The sequence below is a fragment of the Archangium sp. genome, assembly GCF_036388035.1.
Taxonomy (GTDB): Bacteria; Myxococcota; Myxococcia; order Myxococcales; family Myxococcaceae; genus Archangium.
In genome coordinates, this window is sequence record NZ_DASVSO010000097.1 from 1 (window position 1) to 23,730 (window position 23,730).

Annotated in this window: 18 protein-coding genes and 1 pseudogene; 13 read left to right on the top strand and 6 right to left on the bottom strand. The window is 70.6% G+C overall.

Annotated features, from left to right (window positions below; all coding sequences use genetic code 11):
• From VF697_RS04340 to VF697_RS04350, 3 genes are all read right to left on the bottom strand, one after another.
• Positions 1–2,001 (bottom strand): alkaline phosphatase D family protein (locus VF697_RS04340; protein ID WP_331092207.1); only part of this gene is annotated, 2,001 nt, incomplete at its 3' end.
• 112 nt (positions 2,002–2,113) lie between these two features.
• The gene (locus VF697_RS04345) at positions 2,114–3,613 is read right to left on the bottom strand and encodes a sigma-54 dependent transcriptional regulator (RefSeq protein ID WP_331092208.1); all 1,500 of its coding nucleotides are present in this window, start codon (positions 3,611–3,613) and stop codon (positions 2,114–2,116) included.
• Positions 3,614–3,700: 87 nt separating this feature from the next.
• Complete coding sequence (locus VF697_RS04350; protein ID WP_331092209.1) at positions 3,701–4,462, bottom strand: MBL fold metallo-hydrolase; 762 nt, start codon at positions 4,460–4,462, stop codon at positions 3,701–3,703.
• 207 nt (positions 4,463–4,669) lie between these two features.
• Here VF697_RS04350 and VF697_RS04355 point away from each other — a divergent pair, with 207 nt between their 5' ends.
• From VF697_RS04355 to VF697_RS04415, 13 genes and pseudogenes are all read left to right on the top strand, one after another.
• Entirely contained in the window at positions 4,670–5,422 is a 753-nt protein-coding gene (locus tag VF697_RS04355; protein WP_331092210.1) for an OmpA family protein, read from the top strand.
• 28 nt (positions 5,423–5,450) lie between these two features.
• The gene (locus tag VF697_RS04360; RefSeq protein ID WP_331092211.1) at positions 5,451–5,885 is read left to right on the top strand and encodes a chemotaxis protein CheW; all 435 of its coding nucleotides are present in this window, start codon (positions 5,451–5,453) and stop codon (positions 5,883–5,885) included.
• 3 nt (positions 5,886–5,888) lie between these two features.
• Entirely contained in the window at positions 5,889–6,266 is a 378-nt protein-coding gene (locus VF697_RS04365) for a protein CrdC (RefSeq protein ID WP_331092212.1), read from the top strand.
• The gene (locus VF697_RS04370; protein WP_331092213.1) at positions 6,263–8,059 is read left to right on the top strand and encodes a methyl-accepting chemotaxis protein; all 1,797 of its coding nucleotides are present in this window, start codon (positions 6,263–6,265) and stop codon (positions 8,057–8,059) included. Before VF697_RS04365 ends, VF697_RS04370 begins: the two co-directional genes overlap by 4 nt.
• Positions 8,059–9,891 (top strand): HAMP domain-containing methyl-accepting chemotaxis protein, encoded by a 1,833-nt coding sequence (locus tag VF697_RS04375; RefSeq protein WP_331092214.1) that lies wholly within the window; start codon positions 8,059–8,061, stop codon positions 9,889–9,891. The genes VF697_RS04370 and VF697_RS04375 overlap by 1 nt, the downstream gene beginning before the upstream one ends.
• Positions 9,888–12,362, top strand: a complete 2,475-nt coding sequence (locus VF697_RS04380; protein ID WP_331092215.1) for a hybrid sensor histidine kinase/response regulator — start codon at positions 9,888–9,890, stop codon at positions 12,360–12,362. Before VF697_RS04375 ends, VF697_RS04380 begins: the two co-directional genes overlap by 4 nt.
• An 80-nt stretch (positions 12,363–12,442) precedes the next feature.
• Entirely contained in the window at positions 12,443–13,504 is a 1,062-nt protein-coding gene (gene cheB / locus VF697_RS04385; RefSeq protein ID WP_331092216.1) for a chemotaxis-specific protein-glutamate methyltransferase CheB, read from the top strand.
• Positions 13,505–13,510: 6 nt separating this feature from the next.
• Positions 13,511–14,962 carry a CheR family methyltransferase gene (locus VF697_RS04390; protein WP_331092217.1) on the top strand — a complete coding sequence of 484 codons (1,452 nt, stop codon included), beginning with the start codon at positions 13,511–13,513 and terminating at the stop codon, positions 14,960–14,962.
• Positions 14,963–15,039: 77 nt separating this feature from the next.
• Positions 15,040–15,897 (top strand): tetratricopeptide repeat protein, encoded by an 858-nt coding sequence (locus VF697_RS04395; RefSeq protein ID WP_331092218.1) that lies wholly within the window; start codon positions 15,040–15,042, stop codon positions 15,895–15,897.
• Positions 15,894–16,025 carry a hypothetical protein gene (locus tag VF697_RS04400; protein WP_331092219.1) on the top strand — a complete coding sequence of 44 codons (132 nt, stop codon included), beginning with the start codon at positions 15,894–15,896 and terminating at the stop codon, positions 16,023–16,025. Before VF697_RS04395 ends, VF697_RS04400 begins: the two co-directional genes overlap by 4 nt.
• Before the next feature lie 66 nt (positions 16,026–16,091).
• Positions 16,092–17,015 carry a 5'-nucleotidase gene (locus tag VF697_RS04405; protein ID WP_331092220.1) on the top strand — a complete coding sequence of 308 codons (924 nt, stop codon included), beginning with the start codon at positions 16,092–16,094 and terminating at the stop codon, positions 17,013–17,015.
• A 125-nt stretch (positions 17,016–17,140) separates the two neighbouring features.
• Positions 17,141–17,359, top strand: a pseudogene (gene rpmE / locus VF697_RS04410) (50S ribosomal protein L31); the annotation flags it as partial.
• 323 nt (positions 17,360–17,682) lie between these two features.
• Positions 17,683–18,570: a site-specific DNA-methyltransferase gene (locus VF697_RS04415; protein ID WP_331092222.1), complete on the top strand. Its 888-nt coding sequence runs from the start codon at positions 17,683–17,685 to the stop codon at positions 18,568–18,570.
• A 2-nt stretch (positions 18,571–18,572) separates the two neighbouring features.
• Here the strand turns inward: VF697_RS04415 and VF697_RS04420 are convergent, their stop codons facing one another.
• The 3 genes from VF697_RS04420 to VF697_RS04430 form a co-directional block, all read right to left on the bottom strand.
• Positions 18,573–22,766: a protein kinase domain-containing protein gene (locus tag VF697_RS04420; protein WP_331092223.1), complete on the bottom strand. Its 4,194-nt coding sequence runs from the start codon at positions 22,764–22,766 to the stop codon at positions 18,573–18,575.
• Between the two features lie 56 nt (positions 22,767–22,822).
• A complete protein-coding gene (locus VF697_RS04425) occupies positions 22,823–23,383 on the bottom strand; it encodes a hypothetical protein (RefSeq protein ID WP_331092224.1) in 561 nt (186 codons plus the stop codon).
• A gap of 59 nt (positions 23,384–23,442) precedes the next feature.
• On the bottom strand, positions 23,443–23,730 hold a 288-nt coding region (locus VF697_RS04430; protein WP_331092225.1), incomplete at its 5' end, for a hypothetical protein.

Here is a 23,730-nt window from a genome sequence, read left to right on the forward strand (position 1 = left end):
GGGGAGGAGGTGGAAGGTGGCGAGCGCCTCCTCCGCGCGCACCTCGAGCACCACGAAGCCATGCGCGTCGGTGTTGGTGAAGGTGAGGCCGGGGTTGCTCGCGCGCAGGGTGGCATCCATCTCGGTGACGACGCGGCGGTAGATGGAGCTGGTGGCCGGGTAGCCCGCGGCGATCACCGAGCCCCCGGCCAAGTCCTTCACGGCGGTGGACGAGATGGCCGGCGTGGTGAGGGTGGGCACGCCCTGCTCCACCGAGGCGAAGGAGGAGTGGATGTCCCCGGAGATGAAGAGCGCGTTGCGCACGTTGCTGTCCCGCAGGAACTCGAGCAGCTCGGCGCGCTTGTTGGGGAAGCCGTCCCACTGGTCCGCGTTGAAGTAGAAGCGGGTGCGGAGGTTGGCCGGCGCGTCCGCGAGGTCGCTCAGGTCCCACACCATCGAGGTGAGGGACACGGAGCTCACCACCACCTTCCAGGTGTTGTCCGCCGCGCGCACCGTCTCGCGCAGCCACGCCTCCTGCGTGTTGCCCAGCACGTTCTCGCTGGCGCGCTGTGTCACCGCGTACCGGTACGCGGAGTACAGGTCGTAGGTCTGCTTCACCACGACGTAGCGCGAGCCAATCTCATTGAAGAGGTCCGTCTTTCCCAGGTGCACGTAGGCGAGCCCGCGAGGCTTGCCGGTCGGGCTGATGGGCGCGGCGCCGAGCTTCGCGAGGACCTGGTTGACGTACGCCAGCGCGAGGTTGCCGCGCACGTGCTGCACCGCCCTGGCGGCCGACTCCGCGCCGAGCCCCGCCTGGAGCGCGAGCTGCTGGTAGGCCTGTTGCAGCCCCTGCTTCTGCTGGGCGTACTCCGCCGCGTCGATGTCCACGTACGCGTAGAGGTCGGACGAGAGCGCCGCCGCGGCGCCCGTGGCCGTGAGCGCCGCCGCGTCCATCACCACCGTGCCGGGGTAGGCGTCCTCGGGGATGAGGTGGTCCGGCCGGTAGGTGCGCGTGTCGGTGACGAGCAGCTTGAGGTTCTTGCCGTAGTCGAAGTCGCGGTAGATGCGCGTGTCGGGGTAGCGGGGCACGCTGTCCACGTCGATGGCGCCCGCGCCCGAGTCCAGGGTGTCGAGCGGCAGGTACTCGTGGAAGGCCTGCTCCGAGTTGCGCTTGCGCTCCTCCGAGCGCTCATCGCCGCGGCCATTCGAGTACGTCCCGGTAGCGCCCCAGCTGTCGTTGGAGAACTCGTGGTCGTCCCAGACGACGATGAAGGGGTAGCGCTCGTGGACCTGCCGCAGGATGGGGTCCGCGTGCAGCGTGCGGTAGAGGTCGCGGTAGTTGGAGACGGACGCCGCGGCGAGGTTGTTTCCCGAGCCCCGCTGGATCGCCGTGGAGGGCTCGCTGAAGCGCACCGTGCGGCTCTCATCGGGCGTCTGGAAGGAGGTGTCGCCGGTGGTCTCGTAGATGTAGTCGCCGAGGAACACCACGAAGTCGAGGTCCTCGTCACGCTGCAGCAGGTACTGCCAGGTGTTGTAGTAGCGGCCGATGAAGTCCTGGCAGCTCGCGAAGACGAAGCGCACGGGGACGTCCTGGCCCCGAGCGGGCGCGGTGCGGGTGCGGCCCACCGGCGAGGTGTACCGCTGGCCGTCCAGCTCCTGGGAGAAGCGGTAGTAGTAGGTGGTCCTCGGCTGGAGGTTCGTCACCTTCACCTTGAGGGTGTGGTCATGCGCGGGCAGCGCCTCGAGCCCGTCCAGCTCGAGCACGAGCGAGCGGAGCTCGGGATCCGTGCCCACCTGGAGCGAGAGCCGGGTGGCGGCGCTCGCGCGCTTGGGATCGATGGCGCGCGTCCACAGCACCACGCTGTCGGCGCGAGGGTCCCCGGACGCCACGGACTGGGGGAAGTGCTCCAGGCTGGTGGCGGGGGGAGTCGCCTCCTCGTTCTTGGAGCAGCCAAAGGCGGTGCTGGCGGCGACGGCGGCGATGCACTGCAGGAACGTTCGACGGTGCAGCTTCTGGCTCACGAGGCTCTCCGCGGAAGGGGGGCGGCGAGCCTACCGCAGCCCCTCGCGTGGAGTCCGTGACGCGTGTTGCCACTGTGCGTCAGGCGCGGCGGCATCCGACAGTCGACTCTTGTTACCCCTCACTTCCGCCAGACGCCGAGTCCTTCTCCGCGCCGCGCCGGATGCCCAGGGCCTTCATCTTCTTGTAGAAGTGGCCGCGCTCCAGATCGAGCAGCCGCGCCGCCTCGGTGACGTTGTCCTGCGTGTGCACGAGCGTGTGGTGGATGATCTCCCGCTCGGCGTCCTCCACCTGCTCGCGGAAGGTGCGGTCCACCCGGGGGCGGAAGCCGCTGGCGGGGGCCGGAGCCACCGGGGCTGGAGCCGCCGGCGTCAGTGGAGCAGGGGGGCGAGGCATGGAGACCGAGGCCCCGGCCGCGTCGACGGGCGCTGGCGGCGGCACGGTGCCACCCTTGCCGCGCGGCAGCAGCTCGGCGGCCTCGGGGCCGGAGACGACGGGGCCCTCGCAGAGGATGGCCAGCCGCTCCACCAGGTTGCGCAGCTCGCGCACGTTGCCCGGGTAGTCGTAGGCGGCCATCACCCCCAGGGCCTCGGGCGAGAGCGACAGCGGCCGACGCCCGTTGCGCGCGCAGGCCTCCTTCAGGAAGGCGTCGATCAGCGCCGGCAGATCCTCCCGCCGCTCGCGCAGGGGCGGCGAGTGAATCTGCACCACGTTGATGCGGTAGTAGAGGTCCTCGCGGAAGCGCGCCGCCTCGATCTCCTTCTCCAGGTTCTTGTTCGTCGCGGCGATGACGCGCACGTCCACCTTGATGGTCTCCGCGCCGCCCACCCGCTCCAGCTCGCCCTCCTGCAGCACGCGCAGCAGCTTGGCCTGCATGGCCTGGGGCATGTCGCCGATCTCGTCCAGGAAGAGCGTGCCCTCGTGGGCCAGCTCGAACTTGCCCCGGCGCACGCTCACCGCTCCGGTGAAGGCGCCCTTCTCGTGGCCGAACAGCTCGCTCTCGATGAGCTCGTGCGGCACCGCCGCGCAGTTGAGCTTCACGAAGGGCCCGTTCTTGCGCTTGGAGTTCTGGTGCAGCGCCCGGGCGATGAGCTCCTTGCCGGTGCCGTTCTCACCGGTGATGAGCACCCGGCCCTCCGAGGGCGCCGTGCGCTGGATGAGCGAGAAGATGCGCTGCATGGCCGGGCCGCCGCCCACCATGTCGTAGCGGCCCACCTCCGCGCGCAGCGCCTGCAGCTCCTCCAGCATGGCCTGCTGCTTGAGCGCGTTGCGCAGCGCCACCAGCAACCGGTCCCTCGCGATGGGCTTCTCCAGGAAGTCCCTCGCCCCGAGCTGCGTGGCCTTCACCGCCGTGTCGATGGTGCCGTGCCCGGACATCATGATGACCGGCAGCTCCGGCTTCATCTCCATCAGCCGGCCCAGGGCGGTGAGCCCGTCCATGTCCGGCATCTTCACGTCCATCAGCACCGCGTCCACCGGCCGCGCCGACACCACGTCCAGCGCCACCTGGCCGCTGGCCGCCAGCTCCGTGCGGTAGCCCGCGAGCTGCAGCGACGTCTGGAGGGTCAGCAGGATGTTCTTCTCGTCATCGACGATGAGGACGGTCGCGGGCATGGGGCGCACCTTGGCGGGGACTTCTGGACGTCCAGAAGTGAGGTGGGTGGAGGTGTGATGCTTCTGGATGTCCAGAAGTGAGGGGGCTCACTTCGCCGCGAAGGCCTGGAGCGGCGCGTACCCGGCGAGCACCCCGGTGTGCGAGAAGACGAGCTGCCTCACCTCCTCGGGCTTCAGCCGCGCGGCCAGCGCCTGGAGCGACGCGTGGTTCTGGGCGCGGTCATCGGTGACGGGCCACTTGGCGCCGACGAGCTGACCGTCCTTCGTCGCGTCCGCGCTGTCGCCGAGGAAGAGGACGCCGTTGACGAGGTACGCGGCGCTGCCCCCGGTGTGGCCGGGGATGGCGAAGACGCGGACGGGCAGGGTGCCCACCTGGAGCGTCTCGCCGTCCTTCAACGCGCGGGTGACGTGCACCTGGCGGTCGGCGATCGGCAGCAGCCCGGTGATGGGGCCGTGGGACTTCGCCTTCCCCTCGGCGAGGGGCACGTCCGCCTCGAGCGCCAACACCTCGGCCTTGGGGAAGAGGTGACAGCCGGAGATGTGGTCCACGTGTCCGTGGGTGAGGAAGATGGCCTTCACCGCGTCGGGCCCCAGGTGGCGGCGCTCCAGCTCCGCCAGGAGCCGCTTGCCCTCGGGGTCCGTGCCCGAGTCGATGAGGACCACCTGGCCCTCCCCGGCGTCGAGCACCCCCACGCCGACGTAGCCGTCCTTCACCACCCGGGCGAAGCCCTCCAGCTCGAGGCCATCGGGGATTTCCGGGTTGCCGGCGAACATGCTCACGAACAGCGCCACCCCGGCGAGGATGGGGAGCAACAGGACCAGCCCGACAATCTTCAAGACGCGCTTCATCGTCACCTCGCGGACGGACCCTAGCAGAGGCCCTCGCCTGGGCGTCCCGCTCCGGAAATGCTTCGTCCTATCAAGGGTTTCCCAGTCCCCGGATGGCTTGGGGTGCAACGTTCCACGGGGACAAAAGGCTTTGACTCGGCGTTCCAGGGCGGGCTACACGCGGGCGGGTTGACTCGTCTGTAGGACGTCATCTTTTTCGGAGGAAGAATGCGTCGGATTTCGATGGTCGCTGGGCTTGCCATGGCCGTGGCGGTGCTGGCGGGCTGCCCGGTCACCTACCCCAACTGCAAGAGCGACGAGACCTGCCAGGAGAAGGGCGAGGTGTGCGTCAACGGCCAGTGCCAGGAGTGCGCCGCCGACGCCAACTGCAAGGAGAACTTCACGTGCCAGGGCAACAAGTGCGTGCCCAAGGGCCCCGAGTGCGCGCGCGATGAGCAGTGCCCCGGGAAGATCTGCGAGGCCGGCAAGTGCGCCGAGCCGCAGTGCACCTCCAAGGGGCAGTGCGGTGGCATCCAGGACTGCCAGAAGGGCCGCTGCGTGACGCCGCCGGGCGCCTGCAACTCGCCCACCGACTGCGCCGAGGGCCAGGAGTGCCAGAACAACAAGTGCGTGGCCGCCGCCACCAAGGCCGAGTGCAACTGGGAGCCGCTGCGCTTCGGCTTCAACGAGGCCTCCCTCTCCTCCGAGGCCCAGTCGCGCCTGGGTGAGCTGGCCGAGTGCCTCAAGACGGGCGCCACGGGCGCCATCGAGCTCGCCGGGCATGCGGACGAGCGAGGGACCGAGGAGTACAACCTCCAGCTCTCCCAGAAGCGCGCCGCCTCGGTGAAGAAGTACCTGGTGGACCTGGGCGTGCCGGCCAACCGGATGAAGACGGTGGGGTACGGGGAGAACCGGCCGACCGACAATGCCTCCTCCGAGGAGGCCTGGGCAGCCAACCGTCGCGTCGAGTTCGTGCGCTAGCGTTCCTTGAGGTAGGCTGCGCGCCCTGATGGCCTCGACTGAGACCGAGACGCGGCAGTCCTACCTCGTGTTCGCCTGCGGCAGCAGCTGGTACGCCGTGCCCGCTGAGTGCGCGGCGGAAGTGGTCAGCTTCCCCGAGCTGACCCGGGTGCCCGGTTCCCCCGGGCACCTGCTGGGAGTCTTCGCCCACCGGGGCGAAGTCATCCCGGTGGTGGACATGGGCATTCTGGTATCCGGGGAGAGCGAGCCCACCCGCCGGGCGGTGCTGGTGCGGCTGCCTCGCGGCACCCTGGCCCTCACGGCCAGCCGGGTGGCCGGGGTGTCCCAGGTGGACGGTCGCCTGGAGCCCTTGGGAGCGAGCGGGGTGCACCTCCACCTGCGAGGGCCCGCCCGCAGCGCCCAGCGCGACGTGGCCGTCATCGATCCCGACGGCCTGTTCGATCACCTCAGCCAGGGCAGCTGAACCATGCTCACGGGCAGTCGTATCGCGGGCATGCTCCTGTGCCAGGCGGGGGCCGATCGTGTGGCGTTCGCCGCGCACGAGGTGGCCACCATCGAGTCTCCCACCACGTTCGGCGGAACGGCCGGTTCGGCGCGCCAGGGCTTCGGCGAGGCGTCCGGGGCCGAGCGCATCCTCGTGGCCGCCACGGGTGAGGCGGTGGGCGTGGACGCGCTGGAGATCGACGCCGAGTCGCTCACCCTGCTGCCGACGCCGACGCTGCTGCGGCAGATCGCCGGTGGCAGCCTGCGCGGTTTCGTTCAGGCGCGCGGGGCGCTGTGGCCCCTGATGTCGTTGGTGGAGTTCGGGCGCTTCCTGGCGCCCTCGTCCCGGGAGGCCGCGTGAGCGCACAAGAGGGACTCAAGGGCCTGTCGGTCTGGACCACGGGTCCGTCCTGGCTGGGGAGCTCGGTGGGACTGGTGCTGGCACTGCTGTACGGCCAGCTCACCCACTCGCAGCCCGCGGGCAGTGGCTGGCTCTTCCTCGGGCTGGTGGTGCTGGTGCTGGGGATGAACGCCGCCCTGTCCGGCGCCCAGGAGCGTCACGCGCTGCGCGTGCTGCGGGCGCTGGAGTTCGGGCGGCTGCCGTCCACGCCGGACAACCTGCGCCGGGCGCTGCAGGAGGTGCGTCGCATCCCCGGGCGCTGCTTCTGGTTCACCCTCCAGGGGTGGTTTGGCGGCGCGCTGCTGCTGGCGGTGACGTTCACCCCGCTGGCGGGCGCCCACTGGATCATGGGGTTCCGCATCGGGCTGGTGGGCCTGTCGCTCGGGCCGCTGTCCGCGATGCTCGTCTACCTGATGGTGGTGCGCCGCAGCCGTCGGACCGCCGAGCGCATCGCCGCGCAGGGGCTGTCCCCGCAGGAGGTCATCGCCGCCATCCCCCCCGAGAAGCTGCGGCTGAGGCGGCGGCTGGTGCTGTTCACCGCCCTGGCGGTGCTCAGCCCGTCCGTCTTCATCCTCGACGTGTCGGTGACGCGCACCGTGAGCACGTTCGATCAGATCCTCCAGACGCGGGATCCCAAGGTGCAGCGCGAGGTGGTGCACCGGGCGCGCCGGGCCACCGGTCTGCCGCTGGGGGGGCTCGCCGGGCTGGTGGTGCTGCTGGTGCTCGGCACGGCGTACGTGGCCGGCACGGCGTTCGCCGAGCCCCTGCGCGCCCTGTCCGAGGACGCCACGCGCATCGCCCAGGGCGAGGTGCGCAGCCCGCGCTTCATCCCCGCCGAGGACGAGGTGTGGGCCGTCTCCGCCGCCTTCACCCGCATGCAGGCGCAGCTCGCCCAGGCGCTCGTGCAGTTGCAGCGCGCGGGGCTTCAAATCTCCTCCACCACCGAGCAACTGGTGGCCACCTCGGCGGACCAGGAGAGCGGGGCGGGGGAGCAGGCCATCTCGCTCAACGAGACGCGGGCCACCACCGAGGAGCTGGCGCGCTCGGCGCAGCAGATCGCCGTCAACGCCGAGTCCGTGTCGGCCATGGCGGAGACGACCTTCGGGGCGGCCCAGAGCGGTCAGCGCAGCGCGGCGGCCTTCCTCGCCGCCATGCACCGCATGAAGGGTGACAACCAGGCCATCGCCGACGCGGTGGTGCGGCTCAACAAGCGGGTGCAGCAGATCGGCAAGGTGGTGGAGTTCATCAACGAGATCGCCGACAAGTCCGACCTGCTGGCCCTCAACGCCGAGCTGGAGGGCACCAAGGCGGGCGAGCCGGGCCGGGGCTTCTCGCTGGTGGCCGCGGAGATGCGGCGGCTGGCGGAGAACGTGCTGTCCTCCACGCTGGCCATTGAGCGGCTCATCGACGAAATCCGTGACGCCACCCAGGCCGCGGTGATGGCCACGGAGGCGGGTTTGAAGACGACGGAGCGCGGGGCCTCGCTGGCGGCGCAGGTGGACCAGAGCCTGGGCCTCATCCTCGAGCTGGCGCGGCAGACGTCGCACGCGGTGCGCTCCATCTCGCTGGCCACCCAGCAGCAGCAGACGGGCACGGACCAGCTCGCCACGGCCATGGGCGACATCCTGCGCGTCACCGAGGAGAACGCCGAGGCCACCCAGCAGATGGTGGCCGCCAACACGGACCTGTCCGCGCTGGCGAGGGACCTGAAGGGCACCGTGCAGCGCTTCCGCGTGGCCGAGAGGGAGGGGTGATGTCGAGCCTGCGCCTCCTGCGGCCCCGGCGGCCCTACAGCCGCCGCCTGTTGCTCTCGGTCCTCTACGCCAACCTCACCACCGCCATCCTGGCGGGGCGCTACGGGCAGCTCACCCTGGACGAGCAGCTCGGCGAGAGCTTCCCGCTCTTCCTCCAGCTCATGGGGGTGTTCTCCCTCATGGCCATGACGGTGGAGGGCTTCCTCTGCCTGCGCCGGCTGCGCGTGCTGCGCGACGTGGAGGCCGCCGAGGGCCCCGTCGCGCCGGAGCGGCTCGGGCAGGCGGTGCTGGAGGTCCACCGGCTGGCGGACTTCGCCTTCTACTCCACGCTCGCGCTGTGGCTTCTCACCTCCGTCCTCGTCAACGTGGGGATGTGGGTGCTGAGCCCCTCCATGAGCCTCTTCCTGGCGCTGCGCATGGGCTGGCCAGGGCTGCTCTTCGGTCCGCTCTCCGCGCTGCTGACGTACTGCCTCATCACCATGCGGGCCCGGGATGTGGCGCTGCACCTGGGCTCCCTGGGGCTCACGGCGGTGCAGGCCATCGCCGCGGCGCCCCGGCGCTCGCAGATCCGCCCGCGGCTGGTCATCTTCACCGCCATCGTCGTGGTGACGCCGGCGGCGCTCATCTGGGACGTCTCCGTGGCGCTGGCCCACCGGGCGTTCGATCAGGTGTTGATGGAGACGCGCCCCGAGCGGCAGGCGGAGCTGGTCGAGGTGCTGCGCACCGAGGCCCTCCTGTCCGGCGGGGCGCTGTGCCTGCTCGTCTTCGCGGTGGCCATGGCCGCCGCCTACCTGGGGGGCACCATCCTGGGCCGCCCCATGCGTCAGCTCGGCGAGGAGGCCCACCGCATCGCCGAGGGCGACATGAGCCGCCCGCGCATCATCCCCGCCGAGGACGAGGTGTGGTCCGTCTCCGCCGCCTTCTCCACCATGCGGGCGCACCTGGCGGACGTGCTGGCGCAGTTGCAGCGCGCCGGCTCGCGCATCGGCTCCACCACCGAGGAGATCCTCTCCACCTCCACCCGCTACGAGGCGGGCGCCGCCGAGCAGGCCAGCTCGCTGGACGAGACGAGCGCCACCACCGAGGAGCTGGCGCGCTCGGCGCGGCAGATCGCCGAGAACGCGGGCTCGGTGGCGGAGATCGCCCACAAGACGCTCGCGGCGGCCAAGGGCGGCCAGGCCAGCGCCGAGGCCTTCCTCGAGACGATGAACCGCATGCGCCACGACAACCAGGCCATCGCCGCGGCGGTGGCCCGGTTGAACAAGCGGGTGCAGCAGATCGGTAAGATTGTCGAGTTCATCAACGGGGTGGCCGACAAGTCGGACCTGCTGGCGCTCAACGCCGAGCTGGAGGGCACCAAGGCGGGCGAGGTGGGGCAGGGCTTCTCGCTGGTGGCGGCGGAGATGCGCCGGCTGGCGGAGAACGTCATCGAGTCCACCAAGGAGATCGAAGGCCTCATCGAGGAGGTGCAGGACGCCTCGGGCGGGGCGGTGATGGCGACCGAGGGCGGCGTGCGCGCCACCGAGACGGGCACCACGCTGGCGCAGCAGGTCTCCGAGTCGCTGCGGCAGATTGTCGAGCTGGCCGGGCGCACCTCGGACGCGGTGCGGGCCATCTCGCTGGCGACCCAGCAGCAGCAGGGCGGCACGGACCTGTTGGCCGAGGCGATGGCGGACATCCTCCGCATCACCCAGCAGAGCCACAACGCCACCAAGCAGGTCATCAGTGCCAACGGAGACCTGTCCACCCTGGCGAGGGACTTGAGGGGCGTGGTGGAGCGCTTCCAGATCGATCCGTCGACGCCGGGGGGCACGCCCGGGGGTGGCGGGTGAGCGCGCGCGAGAAGCTGCTCAAGCAGTTCCGTGAGCTGGTGGGGGTGCGCCTGGAGCGCGTCAACCGCCGCATCATGGAGCTGGAGACGGGGGCCAGCCTGGAGGCGGGCCGCACCGTGCTGCGCGAGCTGCATGGCCTCAAGGGCGAGGCCCGGATGATGGGCTTCGACGACATCAACTCCGTCGTCCACGAGATGGAGGAGCTGGTGCGCTCCACCGAGCGCGCCGAGCACGCGCTGTCCGAGCGCTCCATCGACATGCTGCTCCAGGCCGCGGACGCGGTGCTGGTGCTCGCGGGCACCACCGCCCCGCCTGATCAACGGCCGCCCGAGGTGGACAAGCTGGTGCGCTGGTTGCGCGACTGCACCCGCACGGAGGTGTCCAGCCTTCCAGGGGCGGGCGAGCCCCCGGGGGGCCCGGCCCACTCCGCCGCGCTGCGGGTGGACCCGTCCAGCGCCGCGACGCGCAAGGACGTGAAGGGCAAGGACGCTCCGAAGGACCTCCGGGACAGCGAGGAGGTCACCCCCGCGTGGGGCTCGACGCCGCTCGGGATTCCGGCGCCCTCGCTGGTGGTGCCGCCCCGGATGATGGAGACGTCCCACCTGCCGCCTCCTGCCGCCGCGCCCCGGGCGCCCCCGGTGGGACGGACCGTGGCGGTGGAGCTCCCGCGCGCGCATGCCACCACGACCGTCGCGGCCAGCATCGGGAAGATGCCGCCAGCGAGCTCCGAGCCCCCGCCTCGGACGACGAGCATGACGGCGGTGCGCTCGGCGGACGCGCGGGCGGATGGCTCGGTGCGCATCGGCGTGGCGAGCCTGGACCTGCTCACGAGCGCGGTGACGAACCTCACCCAGGTGTCGCGCCGCCGCGAGCTGGCCACCCTCCGGCGTCTGGAGCTGGCCCGCGAGCTGAGCCTGCTGGCGCGGGCCGCGGAGGACCTGGGCCCGGCGGCCGCGGTGCTGGCCGAGCGGCTCGGCAAGGCGAAGGAGCTGGCCGCCACCCTCCACCGCGAGGCGAAGCTGCTGGCCAACGAGGAGCTGCGCGACCTCGGCTACGTGGCCGACGAGGTGCAGCGCCTGCGCATGCTGCCGCTCTCCGTCCTCTTCGAGCCCTACCCGCGCATGGTGCGGGACCTGGCGCGCGAGCTGGGCAAGGAAGTGGAGCTGGTGGTGGACGGCGAGGACACCCGCGCCGACCGGGCGGTGGTGGAGGCGCTGAGAGATCCCCTGCTGCACCTGGTGCGCAACGCGCTGGACCACGGGCTGGAGTCGCGGGTGGACCGGGTGGCCTCGGGCAAGCACCCGCGCGGGAAGCTGACGCTGGGCGCGGCGCGCGACGGCAACCGGCTGGTGCTGCGGGTGGAGGACGACGGGGTGGGGCTGGAGCCCGCGCTGCTGCGCCGGGCCGCGGTGCGCAAGGGCTTCCTGGACGAGGCCTCGGCGGCGGCGCTGTCGGACCAGGGCGCGCGCGAGCTCATCTTCCTCTCGGGTTTCACCTCGCGCGAGGTGGCCACGGACATCTCCGGGCGCGGCGTGGGGCTGGACGCGGTGCGCAGCTCCCTGCGGGCGCTCGGCGGCGACGTGCTGGTGGAGTCCACGCCGGGCCGGGGCACGCGCTTCGAGCTGCGGGTGCCGGTGTCCCTCACGGTGGCCCCGCTGCTCTTCGTGAAGATCGCCGAGGAGACGCTCTGCCTGAGTGCCGTCCACGTCTCGCGCGCGCTGAAGGTGGAGGCCTCGCAGCTCAAGGAGGTGGCCGGCCGGGCCGTGCTGGAGGTGGATGACCAGCCGATGCCCTTCGCCTCGCTGGGCTCCCTGCTCGGGCTGAGCCCGGACCGGGCGGCGGACGAGGGGGCGCTGGTGCTGGTGGTGCGCAGCCAGGGCGCCGTCGCCGCGCTGGCGGTGGACCGGGTGCTCGAGGAGCGGGTCCAGGCCATCCTTCCGCTGAAGGGGTTGATGGCCCGCTTCCCGCACCTCACGGGGGCCACCACGCTGGCGGATGGCCGGCTGGCCATGGTCCTGTCCTCGGCCCACCTCATCGCCAGTGCCCAGGGCGCGGCCGGTCTCCGAGCGCAGCGCACGGCGACTCCCCGTCCCGCGCCCGCCCCCCGCCGCCGCATCCTGGTGGTGGACGACTCCCCCCTCACGCGCGAGCTCATCGGCTCGCTCCTGGAGGCCGTGGGGTACGACATCGTCATGGCCGCCGATGGCATGGAGGCCCTGGACATGCTCGCCAACACCAGGGTGGACCTGGTGTGCAGCGACCTGGAGATGCCCCGGGTGGACGGGCTGGAGCTCACCCGCCGGCTCAAGGCCCACCCCACCCACAAGGTCCTCCCGGTGGTCATCCTCACCACCCGTGGAGGAGAGGAAGACCGGCAGCGTGGGTTGGCCGCGGGCGCGGACGGCTACATCACCAAGGGTGACCTGGTGCGTCAGGATCTGGTGGACGTGGTGGGCCGGCTCCTCGGCTGACGGGCTATTGAAGGACACCCCGAGGACACCCGGCCATATCGGGTATACTCCGGCGGTCGCGCACGGGGTATGGAAGCCACATGGGCAAGAAAGTGTCGGTGCTGGTCGTTGACGACTCGCACATCTGCCGACAACTCATCTGCGAAGCGTTGAGCCGGGACCCGGACCTGGAGGTCGTGGGGACGTGCAACAACGGCAAGGAGGCCCTGGAGGCCGCGCGTGAGCTGCGCCCGCAGGTCATCACCATGGACGTGGAGATGCCGGTGATGGACGGGCTCACGGCCGTGGAGCACATCATGGCCGAGGTGCCCACGCCCATCCTCATGCTCACCGCGGATCCGCGGCAGCAGGCGCCGGAGCTGACGTGCCGGGCGCTGGAACTGGGCGCGCTGGCGCTGCAGATCAAGCCCTCCATCGACGCCGGGCTGGAGGCGTGGAACCTGTCGCGCGAGGTGAAGCTGCTGTCCTCGGTGCGGGTCATCCGGCACATCCACAGCAAGCGCCGGCCGCCGATGCCGGGGCCGGGCGGGGTGGTCACTCCCGCGCCCATGGGGATGCCGTACGGCGTGCTGGCGGTGGCCAGCTCCACGGGCGGCCCGCAGGTCCTCTTCCGGATGCTGTCCGAGCTGCCGGCGGACTTCCCCACGCCCATCGTCATCGTGCAGCACATCAACGCGGCCTTCGCCGACTCGCTGGCGGGCTGGCTGGCCAACTCCTCCAAGCTGAAGGTGCGGCTGGCGCAGGACGGCGAGCAGCTCCTGCCGGGCAACGTGCTCATCGCCCCGCCGGGGCAGCACATGCACATTCCCTTCCGCGGGCGGGTGTCGCTGAAGACGGGCGTGGAGCGCGACGGGCACATGCCCTCGGGGACGGTGCTGTTGGAGAGCGCGGCCAAGGCCTACGGGCGGCGCACGATGGGGCTCATCCTCACCGGCATGGGCGAGGACGGAGCGGAGGGCATGCTGGCCGTCAAGCAGGCCGGAGGCCTGACGCTGGCGCAGAACGAGGAGTCGTGCGTGGTGTTCGGCATGCCGGGGGCGGCGGTGGCTCGCAAGGCGGTGGATCATCTCATCCACGGCGATGACATCGCGGGCTCGCTGGTGCGGCTGATTCGCGGTGAGACCCTCCCCGCTGGGCGCTGAGACCCGGTGGCCCCCAGGCTCCCGACCGGCTTCGGTCCCGTCCACGCCCTGGTCGCGCGGCGGACGGGCATGGCCCTGAGTGATCTGCAGTGCCGTCGGCTCGACGAGAAGCTGGCGGCGCGGCCGGGCGGGCTGAGCGTGCAGTTCCTGCTGCACCTGCAGTCGCCCTCGGGCGGCGCGGACTTCGCCGAGCTCGTCGACGCCATCACCGTCCAGAAGACGGATTTGTTCCGGGACGAGTCGCAGCTCGCGGCGCTGCGCACGCACGTGCTGGAGCCGATGGTGGCGAGGATGCGGCGGCCGCTGCGGCTGTGGAGCGCCGGCTGCGCCACGGGCGAGGAGGTGGCCACGCTGCTGGTGATGCTCGCGGAGCTGGGGGCGGACCCGGGCAGCACGGTGCTGGGCACGGACATCTCGGAGTCGGCCATCGCTCGGGCGCGGGAGCTGTGCTTCACCTCGGAGCAGCTGCAGCGGGTGCACCCCATGGTGCGCGACCGCTGGTTCGTACCCGTGGGCGCGGGCCGCTTCACCCTGGTGGGGGCGCTGAAGGAGCGGGCCAGCTTCCAGTGCCACAACCTGATGGAGACGCCGTACCCGACGGCGGCGGAGGGGCAGGGCTTCGACGTCATCGCCTGCCGCAACGTCCTCATCTACTTCACCCCCGAGTCCTTCGAGCGGGTGGTGGTGTCGCTGGCCGGGAGGCTCGCGCCCGAGGGCATGCTGATGCTCTCCGCGGCCGAGCCGCTGCTGCGCGCCCCGCCGAGCCTGCGCACCGTGCGCTGCGAGCAGGCCTTCTTCTACGCCCGAGCGCAGGAGGGCGTCCTCGCCCCGGAGGCCCTGTCGTCCGGAGCCCCGAGGACGCCGAGCTCCAGTGGGCTGCCGTCGGTGGGCTTCCGGCAGGCCCCAGACATGTCCACCCCGTCGGCGGTGCCCGGGGAGCGGGCCGCGGAGCCCAGGAGCTCGGGACGCTTCCCGGTGGTGGCTCCCTCGAAGACGCCGCCGCCCGTGATGTCGGGGCGCTTTGCCGCCGTGGGGACCGTGAAGCCCGCGGAGCCGTCGGCCTCGGTCCCTGTCCCGACGACGCCCGCGAAGGCGGAGGCTCCCCGCGAGGGACAGCCCGAGACGTCCGCTCCGCACACGGAGGCGGACGCCCTCTTCGCCCAGGCGCTGGAGTGGGCCGCCGGAGAGGTGGCGAGCCCCCAGACGGCGGAGACCCTCCAGCGCTGCCTCGCGTTGGATCCGGACCTGGCCGCGGCGCGCTACCTGCTGGGGATGGTGCTCGAGCAGCGGGGGGCCCTGGCCGAGGCCGCCGAGGAGTACCGGCGGGCCCTCGGCTCGCTGCGGGAGGGGAGGGCGCGCGCCACGCCCTTCTACCTCAACAATGCCCGGCTCCTGGTGGCCTGCGAGCGCGCCATCGAGCGGGTGGAACGGGCGGCGGGTCCCACCACGCCGCGTTGACGAGCGGGCAGCCGGGCTCCGGGACAGCGAAGAAGCCCGAGCGGGGCGAGGGGTTTGCTCCTAAGATGCCACCCCCTATGCGAAGGCTTGCTCTGATCGCCCTCCCGCTCGCGATCTCCGGGTGCTTCTATCCCGCCGACCGCGGACGCTCGTTGGAAGCCCGCATCGAGAAGATCGATGCCACCCAGGCGCAGCTCCAGGCGGAGCTGAAACAGACCCGCGCGCAGCTCGATGCCACGATGCCGCGCATCGACGAGAAGATCGCCGAGGTGTCCAAGGCCCTGCAGAGCCTGGACACCGCGTCGCGCCGCACGGGCGCGGACATCGGCATCCAGCTGCAGAAGACGGTGGAGGACCTCTCCCAGTTGCGCGGCCAGGTGGAGACGTACCTCTACAAGATTGGCGAGCTGGAGTCGGCGATCTCCAAGACGAACGAGGAGACCGAGAAGCGGCTGCTGGCGCTCAAGGGAGACGAGGCCCTCAAGGAGGCCGAGGCCCGGAAGAAGGCCGAGGAGCTCAAGCGGCCCACGGACAAGAAGGAGTTCCTCGCGCTGGCGCAGGAGAAGGCCAAGGCGGGGGACGTGACGCTGGCCCGGCAGCTCTACACGGAGTTCCTCAAGAAGTGGCCGAAGGACGCGCTGGCGGCCGAGGCCCACTTCGGCCTGGGCGAGACGTACTACTCCGAGGACAAGTGCCGCGAGGCCCTCTTCGAGTACGGCAAGCTGCTGCAGGAGTACCCGAAGGCCGACGCCACGCCCAACGCGTACCTGCGCTCGTCGGAGTGCTTCAAGAAGCTGAAGATGCAGGAGGAGTCGCGGCTGGCGCTCGAGGAGCTCGTGAAGAGCTACCCGAAGTCGGACGCGGCGAAGACGGCCAAGAGCCGGCTCTCCGAGCTGGACAAGGCGAAGAAGGCGGCTCCAAAGGGGAAGAAATGAGACTGCGTCCGGCGCTGCTCGCCGTGCTCGCGCTGCTGCTGACGCCCCTGGTGGCGGGCGCGGCGCCCAAGCAGGTGGTGCTCCTCTTCACCGGAGACAACGGGGGCGAGATCGCCCCCTGTGGTTGAATCCACAACCCGTCTGGCGGTCTTGCCAGACGAAAGACGGCCATCGCGACGGAGTCCGCGAAGGGTGTGCCGGTGCTGGTGCTGGACGCGGGCAACGCGCTCTTCAAGTCCCCCCTGCCGGATGGGGACCCGAAGGTGGGGGAGCGTGCGCGCTTCCTGCTCGAGCAACTGGACGCGGTGGGCACCCGGGCCATGGCCGTGGGCGCGCGCGACCTGTCGCTCGGGACGGACTTCCTCGCGAAGGCCTCCAAGGGCGCCAAGAAGCTGAAGCTCCTGTCCGCCAACCTGGTGGACGCGGGGGGCAAGCCGCTCTTTCCGGCCTCCCTGGTGGTGACGGAGGGGGGGGTGAAGTTTGGCCTCGTGGGCATCTCCCCCGAGGGCCCGGTGGCCGGACAGCCGCCGGGCGGGGGGGGACGGCCTCCGGTGCCCGCGGCCCTCGCCGAGGCGCGCCGCCTGCGGGAGAAGGAGCAGGTGGACGTGGTGGTGGTGCTCGCCGCGGTGCCCTATGTGGAGGCCACCCGGCTCTCCCAGCAGGCGGGCAACACGGTGGACTTCATCGTGCAGTCGCACGAGGGCCGGGGGGCGGGCGTGGCCCAGCGCAACGACTACGCCACCCTCATCCCCCCGGGAGAGCGGGGCCGTCAGCTCGCTCGCCTGGAGCTGTCCGTGGACGGCAAGGGCCCCTCGGTGGACTTGACCGAGGCGGAGCGGGCCCGGGAGAACCTGAAGCTCCTCGACGCCAACATCCAGCAGGCGAAGGCTCGCCTGGCTGCCCTCAAGGACGAGTCGGCCCGCAGGGCGTTGGAGGAGGCCGTGGCCAGCTTCGAGTCCCGGCGGAAACAGCTGGTGCTCCAGGCGGGGGGGAACAAGGAGGGGCTCAAGCGCACCCACCGCCTGTCGTACATCCAGCTCGGGTCCGACGTGGCGGATGATCCTGAACTGAAGAAGCGGGTGGAGCGAATCGAACCGCCCGGTTCCGCATCCCATTAGCCCAGGACGGGGCCCGGTCGCGGGCCTTGTGCTGGGGCCGGCGCGCCGTTATAAGCGCCGACCTACCTCGAAAACGCCAGACCTCCCACCTTGGGGGTGGGGGCAAGGCGTGGGAGTCGTCGAACATGAAGCCTGACATGCATCCGGTCTATCCGGCCTCTCGCATCACCTGCGCCTGCGGCAACGTCGTCGAGACCAAGTCCACCCGTGGCTCGTTCGCGGTGGAAGTGTGCTCGAACTGCCACCCCTTCTTCACCGGCAAGTACAAGCTGCTCGACACCGCGGGTCGCGTGGAGAAGTTCCGCAAGAAGTACGCGGCCAAGCCGGCCGAGGGCGCCGCCGCTGCTCCCGCCGAGGGCGCCGCTGCTCCCGCCGAGGGCGCTGCCCCCGCCGCGAAGAAGACCGCCAAGAAGGCCAAGGCCTAGTCTCTTCCGCACAGCTTCGCAGTACCCGCCGAGCACGGTGCCGGAGGCCTCCACGAGAGGCGCTCCCACCGTGCTCGCGGCGTTTCTGGCCGCTCGGATGGCGAGCACCTCGAGGCCCTGCTGGCGGTACGCGGCGCCTCGTGAGCGCGTCAAATTTCAGCGTGCTACAGACCAGAAATTGGACGTAGTGAGATGTTGCCCTCACATTCGCGCCCGTCACGACGACCCCTGACGGAGGCGAGATGTCCTCGGAAGCCGCAGCTCCTGCCCTGAAGCTTGTCCCGCGTTCCCTGCGCGATAGCGAGTTCGCCCGTGGCGACGCGTACCGGCTCTACCAGGGCGACAGCCTGGCGCTGCTCGAGCAGTTCGACGCAGGCACGTTCGACATGGTCTTCGCCGACCCGCCGTACTTCCTGTCCAACGGTGGCTTCACCTGCAAGAACGGCAAGCGCGCCGCGGTGAACAAGGGCGGCTGGGACGTGTCGCGCGGAGTGGAGGAGGACCACGCGTTCACCACCGCGTGGCTCAAGGCGTGCCAGCGCGTGCTCAAGCCCACCGGCACCCTCTGGGTGAGCGGCACGCAGCACGTCATCTTCTCGGTTGGCTTCGCCATGCAGAAGCTCGGCTATAAGCTGCTCAACACCGTCACCTGGTACAAGCCCAACGCCAGCCCCAACCTGGCGTGCCGGTACTTCACCCACTCGTCGGAGATCCTCATCTGGGCCTCTCCGAAGCCGGCCGCGAAGCTCCAGCACACGTTCAACTACGCCAAGATGAAGGCGGAGAACGGCGGCAAGCAGATGCGCGACGTGTGGGCGCTGCCGCGCACGGGTGACGAGGAGCTGGCCGCGGACGAGTCCGGCCGCGTGTGGACGATGACGGCGCCGCGCCGCGAGGAGAAGGCGCACGGCAGCCACCCCACGCAGAAGCCGGTGTCGCTGCTCGAGCGCGTCATCGAGGCGAGCACCCCCGAGGACGCGCTGATTCTGGACCCGTTCAATGGCAGTGGCACCACGGGCGTGGCGTCGCTGAAGCTGGGCCGCCGCTACGTGGGCATCGACATGGACGAGAAGTACCTGAGCCTCTCGCAGAAGCGGCTGGCCGAGGCCGCGCGCACGGCGGGCCGTTAGTCTCAGCCTGGTGCGGCTCCGGGGGGGGAGCCGAGGTCGGACTCCAGCTCGGCCAACAGCGCCTGGGCGGACTGGTAGTGCGGGAGGTTGAAGTCCTCGGTGAACCTGTCGCGGAACTCCGAGAGCAGGGCGTGGGCCGCGTGGGCCTCGCCGGATTGCCGCAGGAGCCGGGCCAGGAGCGAGGCCGCGCGCAGCCCCTGGAACTTCGCGCCGGAGTCGCGCGCCTCCGTCACCGCCTCCTCCAGGGAGGCCCGCGCCGCTTCCAGGTCTCCTTGCTGGAGTAGCAGTTCTCCCTGGAGCTGTAGCAGGTCCAGGCGTGCCCGACGGGACAGGTTCGTCTCGAGCATCTCCAGGCCTTCCCTCACGGCGGCCAGGCCTTCGGCGGTCTTTCCGCCGAGGAGCTGGGCCCGGAGGAGACAGGACAGGAAGGCGGGGTAGATGATCAGCGTGCCGATGGCGCGGATCAGCCCGAGGCCCTGCTGGACGGTCGCGATGCCCTTGTCCACGTCCCCGAGCTGGGCGGTGGCCCAGCCCTGGATGCAGTAGCCCATGGCCAGGGTGAACATGAACCCGTTGCCGCTGGAGATGGCGATCATCCGGCTGGCCAGGTCCCGTGCCGCCTCGGCCTCGCCCACCTCGTATTCGAACCACGAGCAGAACGCGAGGGTGATGGCGAGGGCATACGGGTGCTGCATCGCCTCGGCCACCGCGAGCGACTCCCGGAGGCCTTCGCGGGCCCGGCGCATGTTGCCCAGCATCATCTCGCTGAAGGCCGCGTAGAGGTACGCGTAGAGCACCTGCTCGGAGACGTAGCCCTGGTCGCCGTCGCCGCGGATGCGCGCCAGGCTCCCCAGGAAGGGCGCCCGGCGGACGAGCTGCTTCACCTGGTTGCTGTGCCGCAGGCCCTCCGGGTAGTTGCCCCGCCAGAAGTACCAGCAGCCCAGCGCGGCATGCAGCACCACCCGGGTCGTCGGATCCTCGTGGGTCTCCGAGAGGCGCTCGAACTGTGTCGCGAACTGGCTGGCGTCCGCGAGGCCGCCCCGCACCAGCGCGACGACCCAGACGCCCCAGAGCACGGAGAAGGGCACGTCTCCGTATTGCTCGCACAGCGCGCGCGCACGGGTGTAGACCTCCTCGACCTCCTGGGCGGCGTAGCCCTTCGTCGAGACGAGCGCCTGACCCAGCTCGACCCGCAGGGCGATCTCCCGCTCGTCGCGCTCGCGCGAGGGGGGCAGCAGGGCGAGCTGCTCCAGGGCATGGGTGAAGTGGCTGATGGCCTCGGAGAGGGCGGACTTCGCCCCGGCGCGTTGGCCGGCCCGCTGCCACAGGTCCACGGCCCGAGCCACCAGTCCCGCGCGAGTGGCATGGTGGGCCAGCACCTCCGGTTGCTCCTCCGCCATCGCGGGGAAGCGCTCGTTCAGCACGTGGAAGATGCGGGTGTGGAAGTGCTGGCGCGTGCTCCGCGGCAGGGACTGGTAGGCGGCGTCCTGGACGAGCGTGTGCTTGAAGGCGTACGTCAGGTGGGGCGGCCAGCCCTGCTGGAAGAGCAGCCCGGCCTGTTCGAGCCTCTCGATGTCCTGCCGCAGCTCCTCCTCTGAGAGGAACGAGACGGCGAGGAGCACCTGGTGTTGGAAGTCCCGGCCCAGCAGGGCCGCGAGCTGCGCCAGCGCCTTCGTCCGGGTGGGGAGCTGGTCGAGCCGCGCCAGGAGGAGCTCATGCAGGGTTGCGGGGATGGGCGGGAGGGCGCCCTCCAGAGCTCGCCCGGTCGTTCCTCCCTGCTCCAGCACCATCCGGGTCAGCTCCTCGACGAAGAGGGGAATGCCGTCCGTCCGGGCCACGACCTGTTCCATCGTCTCGGGGGACAACGTCCTGCCCTGGGCGGTCTCCCGTGCGAGGGTCTCGGTGGCCTCGGGTGACAGGGGCGCGAGCCGCAGCTCGTGGAAGCCGGGGCGGTCCGCCCAGGACTGCACGAGCTCGGGACGGGTGGTGAGCAGGACACAGGCCCGGACGCGATCGATGCGCTCCAGGAGGACGCCGAGGAACTGGAGGGTGGAGGGATCCGCCCAGTGCACGTCCTCCACCACGAAGACGAGGGGCCGTTGCTCGTGCAGGCGCTGGAGGAGGGCCGAGAGGGCCTGCACCCCCCGCTCCCGCTGGCGCTCCGGGGAGAGCTGCAGGAAGGTAGCGCCCGCGGGGAGGGGCAGGGAGAGGAGCGAGGCGAGCGGCTGCACGTACTCCGGGGACAGGCCAGACGCCGCCAGCCGTTCCTCCAGCGTCCGCAGCTTCTGCTGGGGCTCATCCTCGGGAGCGAGCTCCAGGAAGCGCTGGAGCCAGTCGATGAGCGGGTAGAAGGCGCTGCTCTTGAACTGGGGCCAGCACTGGCAGCGCGCCCAGGTGCTCGCACCGGGGGTCTCCCGGTCATGCAGCTCCTGGATGAGCCGGGACTTGCCGAGGCCCGCCTCGCCCCGGAGCAGGATGAAGGTGCCGTGCTCGCCCGTGGCCTCCTCCCGGAGCTGGACGAGGCGCCGCAGCTCGCGCTCCCGTCCCACCAGCGGGGTGAGGGGGCCCATGACGAGCGCCCGGTCGAAGCGCGTCACGTTGCGCAGCTCGTGGAGCACGCGGTGGAGGCCGATGGACTGCGACCCCGAGATGCCCTCGAAGGTCCGCTGGCCGAGGAACCGGGTCTGGAAGCGACCCCGGACGAGGCCATGGGTCCGGTGACTGAGGAGGATCGTGTTCGGCTCGGCCTGCGTGGACAGCCAGGAGGCGATCTTCGGAGCCTCGCCCTGCATGGAGGGCATCATGCCCTGGAGCTCGGGCGTGACGTCGGCCAGGGCCACCTGGTCCGTATGGATGCCCACCCTCACGGACAGGCCGTGGCGCCACCGGCACAGCAGCTCTCGCGGGAGCTCCTGCGCCTGTTGCAGCGCCGCGCGGACGGCATGCTGCGCGTCGTCCTCCTGGACACGGGGGTAGCCGAAGCTCGCGAGCACCTCGCCGCCCACGGCCGTGGTGATGACGCCCCCGTGCTGGTGGATGATGCGCGTGCAGGCGCGGTGGAAGGACTCCTCTAGATCGCTGAAGTCCTCGGGATCGATCTCCCCTCCGGCACCCGGCGCGAGCGTGAGCCGGCAGGACACGAGCGTCACCGGGCGCCGCTCGGCGGTGGCCCTTGGGCGCTGCGGTCGGAGGGCGAGCCGCTCCTGCAGCTCGCACAGCCGCTTGAGCAGCTCGGAGCCATCCGCGGGGCGCTTGGAGGGATCCTTCTCCAGGGTCGAGGCGATGAGCCAATCCACCTCCTCGGGCAGCTCCGGACGGCGCTCGCGGATCGAGGGCATCGGCTGGGGCGAGGTGACCAGGGTCTGGAGCTTGGTGTTGTCCAGGACCCGGAAGGGCCGCTGCCCGGTGACCATCTCGAAGAGGAGGACGCCGCAGGACCAGATGTCGTCGCGCGCCTGGGGAGGCTCCTGCCGCCACTGCTGCGGGGACATGTAGGGAGGCGTTCCCCCGCTGGACCTGTGCACGGCGGAGGTGCTGGTCAACAGCCGGGACAGGCCGAAGTCGAGCAGCTTCACGCGGCCGTTGGAGAGGAGGAAGACGTTGCCCGGCTTGAGGTCCAGGTGGATGAGGTGGCGCTCGTGGGCATGCGCCAGCCCCGCGGCCACGTCGATGGCGATGTGGAGGGCCCGTCGCAGCTCGAGCCTCGTCCGGCGCAGGAGCAGGTGCAGGGGCTCGCCCTCCAGGAACTCCATGACCAGGAAGGGAACCCTCCAGGCGGGGACCCCGCTGCCCGGGCGGAAGCCGGTGTTCCACAGGGACACGTCATGGATGCGGACGATGTTCTCGTGATCGAGCCGGGCAGTCGCCTGGGCCTCTTCCCGCACGAGCGTCACCATCTCCTCCGAGGAGAGCTGCAGGCAGGCGAGGAGGAACTTCAGGGCGACCGTTCGCTGGAGCTCATGGTCCATGGCGCGGAAGACCCGGCCCATTCCGCCGTCGTCGATCACCTCCAGGATTTCATAGCGGCTCCCATCCAAGCCGCCCAACCGCTCCCCCAGGACGGGCATGGGGATGGAGGGAGGTTGCAAGGCGATCTCGTGCAGGAACGAGTCCTTGAACTCGGAATCGCCGAACGAGAGGGAGGCCTCGGAGAGGAACCTCTCGCCCTCTCCCTCATGACCAACGATGTTCGACATCTCGTCCCTCGATCCAGGGCTCAACCGCTTGCTTGGGAGCTGGCCCGCTGTGCGCTCTAGGGCCCCACGGGCGGCTCACCTGGGGGCTTCGCGATGAAGATATGAACGACCGCGAGGGGGCGACGCGCCGCCAGCTCCGGGGCATACACCGCCCCCACATAGAGACCTGGCTGGAACTTGCCCTTATCGATATCGATGAGGGTGAGCTCCATCCGATCTCCTGTCTGTGAGAGCGTGACACGGATGAAATCCTTGGCGGCGATCGTCGCGTTACCTCCAACCCGATAGAGATCGGTCAGCTCAATTGTGACGCCGGAGGGGACGAAAATAGGCGTCGGTGCGGTGGCGGGGCCCGAGTTCTCGGCAATCCCATCCACCACGAAGAGCAGGGTAGGGAGCTGCCGGGTCTGACTCACCCCGAACTGGACGGGGAATGCCGCCAGCGAGACCCAGTTGTCCCACATGAAGACGGCATCCTGTGCGAACTGGGAGGCGTCATAGGTACCCTCCCGCATGCGCTGGAGCATGCCCAGCCAGCGGGTGGACTGGTTCTGCCAGAAGGAGATGGAGGCCGCCTGCAGGGCGTTCAAATAGTCCTGGGTAAGGGCGGGGTCCACCCCGGGCGGGGTTCCCGTTCCGCTGCCACTGGTCCCTATCATCACGGCTTCCTTTCAGGTCAGGTCGGGCACTGGAGGTTCCTGAGGAGCTCGTTCATCCAGAGCCCCACGATGGCGGGCGCCATGAAGGTGAGGAATTGACCCGCGCCCAGCGGGCCTTCGTTGGGCGTTCGCCTGTCCAGGAGATCGACGTAGCGGATGTTCTTCTGCGTGCGGAGCGTGAAGGGGAGCTTTCCGTCGCTGTCCGGGGGGGCTGGCGCGACGCTCTGGAAGCCCCGATCGACATCGATGCCCCTGTTCGACGTCAGCGTGGCGATCTGGCTGCCCTCGCACCAGAAGAGGGAGAA

Bases quoted from the DNA above. Each gene is read 5' to 3' on its own strand.
- VF697_RS04345 (WP_331092208.1), bottom strand. From the start codon at position 3,613: ATGCCCGCGACCGTCCTCATCGTCGATGACGAGAAGAACATCCTGCTG.
- VF697_RS04350 (WP_331092209.1), bottom strand. From the start codon at position 4,462: ATGAAGCGCGTCTTGAAGATTGTCGGGCTGGTCCTGTTGCTCCCCATC.
- VF697_RS04355 (WP_331092210.1), top strand. From the start codon at position 4,670: ATGCGTCGGATTTCGATGGTCGCTGGGCTTGCCATGGCCGTGGCGGTG.
- VF697_RS04360 (WP_331092211.1), top strand. From the start codon at position 5,451: ATGGCCTCGACTGAGACCGAGACGCGGCAGTCCTACCTCGTGTTCGCC.
- VF697_RS04365 (WP_331092212.1), top strand. From the start codon at position 5,889: ATGCTCACGGGCAGTCGTATCGCGGGCATGCTCCTGTGCCAGGCGGGG.
- VF697_RS04375 (WP_331092214.1), top strand. From the start codon at position 8,059: ATGTCGAGCCTGCGCCTCCTGCGGCCCCGGCGGCCCTACAGCCGCCGC.
- cheB (WP_331092216.1), top strand. From the start codon at position 12,443: ATGGGCAAGAAAGTGTCGGTGCTGGTCGTTGACGACTCGCACATCTGC.
- VF697_RS04395 (WP_331092218.1), top strand. From the start codon at position 15,040: ATGCGAAGGCTTGCTCTGATCGCCCTCCCGCTCGCGATCTCCGGGTGC.
- VF697_RS04400 (WP_331092219.1), top strand. From the start codon at position 15,894: ATGAGACTGCGTCCGGCGCTGCTCGCCGTGCTCGCGCTGCTGCTGACG.
- VF697_RS04415 (WP_331092222.1), top strand. From the start codon at position 17,683: ATGTCCTCGGAAGCCGCAGCTCCTGCCCTGAAGCTTGTCCCGCGTTCC.
- VF697_RS04420 (WP_331092223.1), bottom strand. From the start codon at position 22,766: ATGTCGAACATCGTTGGTCATGAGGGAGAGGGCGAGAGGTTCCTCTCC.